The following is a 7,776-nucleotide window of genomic DNA, read 5'->3' as shown; positions in this document are numbered from 1 at the left end:
CGCCGCCGGCCGGCCACGTCGGCCGCGCGACACACCGCCGTACGAGTCCTCCGCGGGCCCCACCGCATCCGCCGGCCACGAGGCGGGCGAAAGGATGGTGAACGGTGTCTCGGATCCCGGGTCCGACGCCGCGGCCGGGGCTCCGGTGCCGAGGAGGCGCACATGTACGGCGCGACCACATGCGGGACTGCGGCGACCGACGTTCCCACGGGTGGCCGCAGTACGGACTCTGTCCGGCGGTCCGCGGACCGCGAGGCCTCTGAGGACAACCCCACCTGGCGGAGCATCGGGCTGGCGACGATGGCGGCGATGCTGGTGGTGTCCCTGCGGCGGGTCGGCAGCCGTGCCTTCGAGGCCCGCTGCCAGTGGCCCCGGTTCCACCCGCTCAACGAGCGGCACCTGCCCGTCAGCCACCATCCCCTGATCATGGTCGAGTCCGTCCGGCAGGTCGCCATGGCCCTGGCGGCTCACCTGCCACCGTCCGCCGGGGACCTGGAACCCGTCTCGGTCCGGCTGGGCCTGTCCGGCGGCGGCCTGCCGCTGGAGGGCGGCGATGCCACCGACGTGCTGCTGCGTGTCGCTCTCGGCGATGTCGAGGCCGAGGACGGCCGCTGCGTGGCCTATCGCCTCACGGCCGACTGCCTGCACGCCGGTCAGCGGTTCGCCTCGTGCGCGATGCGCCTCGCCCGGCCTGCGCCGCATGCTCCCGACGCGCTGGGCACCGCGTCCCCGCCCGGCATGTTGTACCCCTCGGCGGCGGCGGTCGGGGCGGCTGCCGAGCCGGACGTCCTGCTGGCCCGCGCTCCCCAGGGACGTATGGCGATCGCGCCGCGCGACCCCGGGCACCCCGTGTTCCTCGCCGGCCGGCCGTCGTGCGTTCCCGCCCTGGCGGTCCTGGAGGCCGGGCGCCAGGCGGCGCTGCTGTGCTGCGGACGCCCCGCCTCCGCGATCAGAGGGCTCAGCGTCGACCTGCACGGAGCCGTGCCGCTCTTGGGGGCCTTCGTCGAACTGAGTTCCTCGCCGCTCGGACCCCGCTTCGCGGTGCTCACGGCGGGACGGGTCGCCGCGACCGGCGGGGTCGGCCTGCTGCCTGCCTGAGCAGCCGCCCGCCGGCGCCAGGCGCGGAGCCTGGTCCGGTTCGGGCCGTGACAGTCATACGGCTGCACGGCTGCACGGCTGCACGGCTGCACGGCGGCCAAGGCAGTGGACCGACCCCCCTTGCAGGACCTTTCTCCTTGGTCCGGCCAGTTGTCGAGACCGGCGCCTGGCCCCGCGATCAGGCGAGGGCGGCGACGAGCAGTGCGAACGCGGCGATGATGACGGCGACGCGGACGTAGTGGAAGCGGAGCCAGCGGTTCAGCTGATCCTGCCAGTCCGCGGGCCGGTTCTCGGGGGTCCACGTCTTGTTCCGGTTGTTGATCGGGACGAGCAGCAGCAGCGACATGACCACGCTCAGGATCAGCAGCCCGGCCGCGATGACGACGAGGCCCGTGCCGTGCTGGTGCCATCCGGCGACGGCCCAGAGCGCGCTCAGGACGAGCGAGCCGACGTACCAGAACGGCATCAGGGCGCCGAGCATCCGGCCGCCGTGCGCGTGGCCCTGTTGGCGGCTGTCCTCCGGGAGGGCGTTGAGGATCGGGTTCATCACGAAGGCCACGGAGAACTCCACCCCCACCATGAGGCCGACGACGACGGTGGTGAAGACCTCAAGTGCGTCGAGCATGACTGTCCCTCCGGGAATCTAGTGCTGCTAGATGGCAAAGCAACGCTAGACCTGCTGCCGCTTGATTGTCTAGCAGTGCTAGAATCGAGGTATGTCGGTACAGGAACGCAAGGAGCGCGAACGGGCGGCCCGCGAGCGCCTCATCGTGGCGACAGCCCGCGAACTCGCCGAGCAACAGGGCTGGGACGCGGTCACCACGCGCCGGCTCGCCGAGCGCATCGAATACAGCCAGCCCGTCCTCTACAGCCACTTCCGCGGAAAGCGCGAGATCATCGGCGCCGTATCCCTCGAAGGCGCCACCGAGCTGGCTGCGGCTGTGCGGGCCGCGGCAGCCGCCGCGGACGGCCCGCGCGAGCGGGTCACAGCCCTCGCGCGCGCCTACCTCGACTTCGCCGCACGCAACCCGGCGGTCTACGACGCCCTGTTCCAGCTCGACGGCGGCCTGGCCTTCGCGCGCGAGGACACTCCGGAACCTCTCAAGGACGCTTTTGCCGCGTTGCTGGAGAGCCTGGGCGAGGTCGCCGGGGGCGACGTCCATCCGGGACTGTTCACCGAGGTGTTCTGGGCGGCCTTGCACGGGCTGGCGACACTGACCCGGGTGGGGCGGCTGCCGGCGGCGGAAGCCGAGCGGAGGATGGAACTGCTGGTCGACCGGCTCGCCGTCGTCTGACAGGCCGTCCCGGCGGGCACGCGGCCGCAGCCCTCGAAGTCCCGCCGCCTGCCTGCCCCGGCCCCGGGGCGGAGGAAGGAAGGGCCCGGGGTTCAGCCGCGAGGAGCGGCGCCGCTTGCCGGTGGGGGAGTGGCCCGCGTTGCGGTGCGGTGCACCAGGCCGTCCACGATGAGATTCAGGCCGGCCTCGAACGCCGACTCGTGGTCGATCGTGGGCATGTCCGCCGGTGGCTCCGAGCCGTCATGTGAGCCGGTGTCCGCCTGTTCCTCCAGGACGCTGCCGACCGTGAAACGGCCGGCAGCCAGCATCGCCATCTGCGCGTCGCGCTCAGGCACTCCGGAGGTGACCAGGAACTCCATCTTGCGGCGGATCCGGTCGAGGTCGCCGGCAGGGGTGCTGCCCGCGTGGAGGCGTGCGCCGTCCCGGCGCATCAGCAGGGTGCGCCGGAAGCTCCGCGTGTTGTCCAGGAACCAGTCACGCCAGTCGTCGTCGGGCGTCGGCAGCGGGGCGGCCGTGTGCGGTGCCATCGCCGACTCCGCCATGGCGGCGAGGAGGTCCTTCTTCGTGCGGAAGTACCAGTAGAGCGAGGGCTGTTCCACGCCCAGCCGTTTCGCAAGGCGCCGCGTACTGACCGTGTCCAGCCCGACCTCGTCGAGGAGGTCGAGCGCTTCGGAGATGACGATCTCTCGGTTCACCTTGGTCACGTTGACAAATCTATCACTGATAGATGACTCTGAAGAGGAATCGTTCACTGATAGATTTTGAGGTGATGGGCATGACCGGCAGCTCGGGAGACGGGTCGGGCGGGCGCCCTCTGCGGGTCCTTGTCGCCGGCGGCGGGACAGCGGGCCAGGCGCTGGCTTTCTGGCTCACACGGGGCGGTCACCGGGTGACCGTCGTCGAACGCTTTCCGGCGCTGCGGGCCACCGGGGCGCAGGTCGACCTGCGGGGACAGGGGATCGAGGCCGTCGAGCGGATGGGACTCCTCGACGCCGTCCGCAGCGAGCTGGTGGACGAGCCGGGTGTCGCCTTCGTCGACGCGCGCGGCAGGACCAAGGCCACGATCATGGCCAACACCTCCGGTCAGGGCCGGCAGACCCTCACCTCCGAGTACGAGATCATGCGCGGCGACCTCATACGCATCCTGCACGCGGCGTCGAAGGACGACGCCGAGTACGTCTTCGGCGTGAGCGTCGACGGCTTCGAGCAGGACGGACAGAACGTCACCGCGCACTTCTCCGACGGGTCCTCCGGCGCGTACGACCTCCTGGTCGGCGCGGACGGGCAGGGCTCGCGCATCCGGCGGGCGATCCTGCCCGCGGACTGTGACCCGTACCGCCGGCTGGGCATCCACATGGCCTACTGGTTCGTCCCGCGCGTCGCGTCCGACAGCAACATCCGGGACACGTACATGGTTCCGGGCGGCCGTCAGATCATGCGCCGCAGCCACAACCCGACGGAGACCCAGGTGTACTTCGTGATGCGGGAGGAGTCCGAGGAGGCGTCGGCGATCCACCGGGAACCCGTCGAGCGCCAGCAGAGGTTCTGGGCGAGCAGGTTCCGCGATGCTGGCTGGCAGACCGAGCGCTTCGTCGCCGGCATGCGGTCGAGCCCCTTCTTCTACTCCCAGGAGATCGTCCAGGTCCGTACCGGCACCTGGTCCAAAGGGCGCGTGGTCCTTGCCGGCGACGCCGCCCACTGCGCCTCTCCCTACAGCGGCATGGGCATCTCCGGCGGCCTGGTGGGCGCCCACGTCCTGGCCGGCGAGATCAACCGGCACCCGGGCGATCTGCCGACCGCACTGGCGAACTACGACAGCGTGCTGCGGCCCTTCGTCGACGCGATCCAGGGAGAGGTGAATCCGCGTCTCCTGCGCCTGGGCATGCCGAAGACCCGGCGTGCGATCGACGCCTTCCAGGCCGTCACCGCCCTGGCCTGCTTCCTGCGCGTTCCCGATCTCGCCGCGCGCTTTTCGAAGCACGACCGCGGCGGCAGCTGGCAGCTCCCCGAGAACCCGGCGCCGATGAGCACCGTCTGAAGGCGGGCCCGAGTCGCTGCCGCGCCCGGACCTCCGCAATCCGTCGACTCGTCCGCACGGGCCAGAGATGTGAACCCGGTACCGGACTCAGGCCGCGATCAGCTCCTGCTCGCGGTCCGGCGTCTTGACCTTCGGCTTCTTGTTCGGCAGCGAGAGCCGGAAGACCTTGTGCCAGGCGGAGAACACCTGCTTGGGAAGCGGCCCGGTGACGTACTCCAGCTCATACTTCTCGAACAGCGCGCGCACCTTCACCGCGACCTCGGCGTAGCGGTTGCTCGGCAGGTCCGGGAAGAGGTGGTGCTCGATCTGGTGGGACAGGTTGCCGGTCATGAAGTGCATGGCCTTGCTGCCGCTGATGTTCGCCGAGCCCATCATCTGGCGCAGGTACCACTGGCCGCGTGTCTCGCCCTTGATCGACCGGCGCTCGAAGACCTGCACGCCCTCGGGGAAGTGCCCGCACATGATCACCGAGTGGGTCCAGAGGTTGCGGACCAGGTTCGCGGTGAACGTGGCGGCGAGCGTGGTGAGGAACGACGGGCCCGACAGCAGCGGGTGGATCACGTAGTCCTTGAGCACCTGCTTGCGGATCTTGCGGCCCACGGCCCTGGCCCGTGCGCGGAACTCCGGGTTGTTGCGGCGCCGCTTGTGCAGGTTCTTGCCGAGCTCCAGGTCGTACGCCGCGATGCCGTACTCGAAGAAGCAGGCGTTGAGGAAGTTCCACAGCGGCTGGCCGAGGTGGAACGGGTGCCACCGCTGGTCCTCGTCCACGCGCATGATGCCGTAGCCGAGGTCGTTGTCCTTGCCGATGACGTTGGTGTACGTGTGGTGCAGCTCGTTGTGCGAGTGCTTCCACTGCTCGGACGGCGAGACGTGGTCCCACTCCCAGGTGGTGGAGTGGATCTTCGGGTCCCGCATCCAGTCCCACTGGCCGTGCAGGATGTTGTGGCCGATCTCCATGTTGTCCATGATCTTCGCCACGGACAGGCCGGCGGTGCCGAGCAGCCACGCGGGCGGGAAGAACGAGAACAGCAGCACACCCCTGCTGGCCAGTTCGAGTTTGCGCTGCACCGAGATGACCTTGCGGATGTAGGCGGCGTCCTTCTCGCCCCGCGAGGCGATCACCTCGTCGCGGATCGCGTCCAGCTCGCGGCCGAGCTCCTCGATCTGCTCCGCGGTCAAGTGGGCGGTGGGGTCGATGGCGGTCAAGGTGCTCCTACCGTTCGATGTCGCACGGGCCCGCCGCGGCGGACACGCAGGTCTGGATGAGGACGCCCGGCTCGGCCTCGGTGATCTCGCCGGTACGCAGATCGCGGACGGCGCCCGCCTTGAGGGGCGTGACGCAGCCGAAGCAGATGCCCATGCGGCACCCGGAGGGCATGAGCACGCCGGCTTCCTCGCCGATGTCCAGCAACGGCGTGGCGCCGTCCGCGTCGACGGTCTTGCCCGTGGTGCTGAACGTGACCTCGCCGCCGTCGCCGGGGGCGACGATGGCGGGCCGGAAGCGTTCGGTGTGCAGGCGCTCCTGGACGCCGTGCTCGGTCCAGTGCGCTTCGGCGGCGTCGAGCAGGCCCGCGGGTCCGCAGACCCAGGTCTCGCGCTCGGCCCAGTCGGGCACGAGCTCGCCGAGACGGGCGATGTCGAGCATGCCGTCCGTGTCGGTGTGCACCTCGGTGAGCCGCAGCTTCTTCTCCGCGACCAGGTCGTGCAGTTCGCTGCGGAAGATCATGTCCTGCGGCCGCGGCGCGCAGTGGATCATGACGACGTCGTCGAAGTCGGTGTCGCGCAGCATGCCCATCACGGGCGTGATGCCGCTGCCGGCCGTCAGATAGAGGACCTTGGCGGGCCTGGCCCGCGGCAGCACGAAGTCACCGGTCGCCTGGTCGAGCTGGATCAGCGTGCCCGGTTTCGCCCGGCGGACCAGGTGGTTGCTGACCTTGCCGTCCGGGATCGCCTTCACGGTGATCGTGACGCGGCCGTCCCGGCGGCCGGTCGGCGAGGTGAGGGAGTAGGCGCGCCACAGGCGCACCCCGTCGACGTCGACGCCGATCCGTACGTACTGACCGGCCGTGTGGCCGCGCCAGCCCCGTCCCGGTCTGATCACGACGGTCGCGGAGTCCCCCGTCTCCGGGTGCACGGCCTCGATGCGCCCCCGCAGGTCCGCGCCCGCGCGCAGCGGGCTGACCAGGTCGAGGTAGTCCGACGGCAGCAGCGGCGTCGTGACTGTCTCCAGCAGTTTCCATGCCCTGCTGCGAAGGGCTGCACTCGTCATGGCTTCAGCTTGATGCGCCGCAGGGCGTAAAGTCCTGACCGCAGGACGTGAATCTGGTCGGCGGAATTGTTCGCAGGGAACAGAAAATGAGCTATGCAATCCGGAAGGCCAGTGAACTGGCCCTGGATGAGACGACGGTCACCGCGATTCGGGCCGCGCTGAGGAGCACCGCCGACGAGGTCGTCCAGGCGATCATCGACGAGGTCCCTCCCTACGCCAACGCCCTTTCGGGCCGCATGGGCGGCACCATCCGCCGAGCCGTCCGTACCGCCCTGGGGCACTACCTGGACCTGGCGAGCGGGAACGCCACGGGCGGTGACGCCGGTGACGCGGCCTACGAGCTGGGCCGCGGCGAGGTGCGCGACGGCCGTTCGATGGACGCCCTGCTCAGCGCCTACCGCGTCGGGGCGCGCGTGGCGTGGCGTTGCCTGGCTGCGGGTGCCGTACCCGCGGGGCTGCCCGCCGCGGAGGTCGCCAAGTTCGCCGAGCTGACCTTCGCCTACATCGATGAGCTCTCCGCCGCGAGCGCCGCGGGCCACGCCGACGAACTGGCCGCCCGGGGCAGGGCCCAGGAGCGCCACCTGGAACACCTCGCCCGCGACCTCCTGGCCGACGCGAGCCCGGACGTGCTGAGGGCCTCCTGCCAGCGGGCCGGGTGGCAGCCTCCGGTGTCGCTGACCGCGGTCCTGCTGCCCGCAGCCCAGGCCCGGCCGGCCTACCGCGCGCTCGACCCGAACACCCTCGTCCTCGACGATCTGCCGGACGCCACGGGTGTACTGCTCGTCCCCGACGCCGACCGGTCGCATCTCCTGCGGCAGCTGACCGACCGCACCGCCGTGGTCGGCCCGGCCCGGCCATGGACCCGCGCGTCCGCCTCGTACGCGAGAGCGGTCCGCGCGCGCTCCCTGTCCTGCGACATCCGCGACACCGAGGACCACCTGCCCGAGCTGGTGCTGAGCGCGGACGTGGACGCGTTCGCGGACCTGCGTGCCCGAGCCCTCGCACCGTTGCGCGCCCTGCCTGCCGCGACCGCGGGGCGGCTGGAGGGGACGTTGCGGGCGTGGCTGCTGCATCAG

8 protein-coding genes are annotated in these 7,776 nt (G+C 70.7%); 4 read left to right on the top strand and 4 right to left on the bottom strand.

The window, feature by feature from the left end; translation table 11 throughout:
• The first annotated feature begins 162 nt into the window (after positions 1–162).
• Positions 163–1,098: an AfsA-related hotdog domain-containing protein gene (locus ACFWGJ_RS39190; protein ID WP_387333743.1), complete on the top strand. Its 936-nt coding sequence runs from the start codon at positions 163–165 to the stop codon at positions 1,096–1,098.
• 178 nt (positions 1,099–1,276) lie between these two features.
• On the opposite strand, the gene ACFWGJ_RS39185 is transcribed toward ACFWGJ_RS39190, so the two are convergent.
• A complete protein-coding gene (locus tag ACFWGJ_RS39185; RefSeq protein WP_387333742.1) occupies positions 1,277–1,723 on the bottom strand; it encodes an anthrone oxygenase family protein in 447 nt (148 codons plus the stop codon).
• 91 nt (positions 1,724–1,814) lie between these two features.
• Here ACFWGJ_RS39185 and ACFWGJ_RS39180 point away from each other — a divergent pair, with 91 nt between their 5' ends.
• Positions 1,815–2,393 carry a TetR/AcrR family transcriptional regulator gene (locus ACFWGJ_RS39180; RefSeq protein ID WP_387333741.1) on the top strand — a complete coding sequence of 193 codons (579 nt, stop codon included), beginning with the start codon at positions 1,815–1,817 and terminating at the stop codon, positions 2,391–2,393.
• 92 nt (positions 2,394–2,485) lie between these two features.
• Here ACFWGJ_RS39180 and ACFWGJ_RS39175 read toward each other — a convergent pair whose 3' ends face one another.
• Positions 2,486–3,097: a TetR/AcrR family transcriptional regulator C-terminal domain-containing protein gene (locus tag ACFWGJ_RS39175; RefSeq protein WP_387333740.1), complete on the bottom strand. Its 612-nt coding sequence runs from the start codon at positions 3,095–3,097 to the stop codon at positions 2,486–2,488.
• A 71-nt stretch (positions 3,098–3,168) separates the two neighbouring features.
• Between ACFWGJ_RS39175 and ACFWGJ_RS39170 the strand changes: the two genes are divergently transcribed.
• A complete protein-coding gene (locus tag ACFWGJ_RS39170) occupies positions 3,169–4,431 on the top strand; it encodes an FAD-dependent monooxygenase (protein WP_387333738.1) in 1,263 nt (420 codons plus the stop codon).
• Between the two features lie 87 nt (positions 4,432–4,518).
• Here the strand turns inward: ACFWGJ_RS39170 and ACFWGJ_RS39165 are convergent, their stop codons facing one another.
• Together ACFWGJ_RS39165 and ACFWGJ_RS39160 are read right to left on the bottom strand one after the other, a co-directional pair.
• Complete coding sequence (locus tag ACFWGJ_RS39165) at positions 4,519–5,637, bottom strand: fatty acid desaturase family protein (RefSeq protein ID WP_387333736.1); 1,119 nt, start codon at positions 5,635–5,637, stop codon at positions 4,519–4,521.
• Between the two features lie 7 nt (positions 5,638–5,644).
• A complete protein-coding gene (locus ACFWGJ_RS39160) occupies positions 5,645–6,700 on the bottom strand; it encodes a ferredoxin reductase (protein ID WP_387333735.1) in 1,056 nt (351 codons plus the stop codon).
• Between the two features lie 86 nt (positions 6,701–6,786).
• Between ACFWGJ_RS39160 and ACFWGJ_RS39155 the strand changes: the two genes are divergently transcribed.
• The coding region (locus ACFWGJ_RS39155; RefSeq protein ID WP_387333733.1) for a PucR family transcriptional regulator at positions 6,787–7,776 on the top strand (990 nt) is incomplete at its 3' end.

The organism is Streptomyces sp. NPDC060205, assembly GCF_042728395.1.
Lineage (GTDB): Bacteria > Actinomycetota > Actinomycetes > Streptomycetales > Streptomycetaceae > Streptomyces.
Note: the sequence above shows the minus strand (reverse complement) of the source record. Positions and strands in the feature narration are given on the sequence as shown.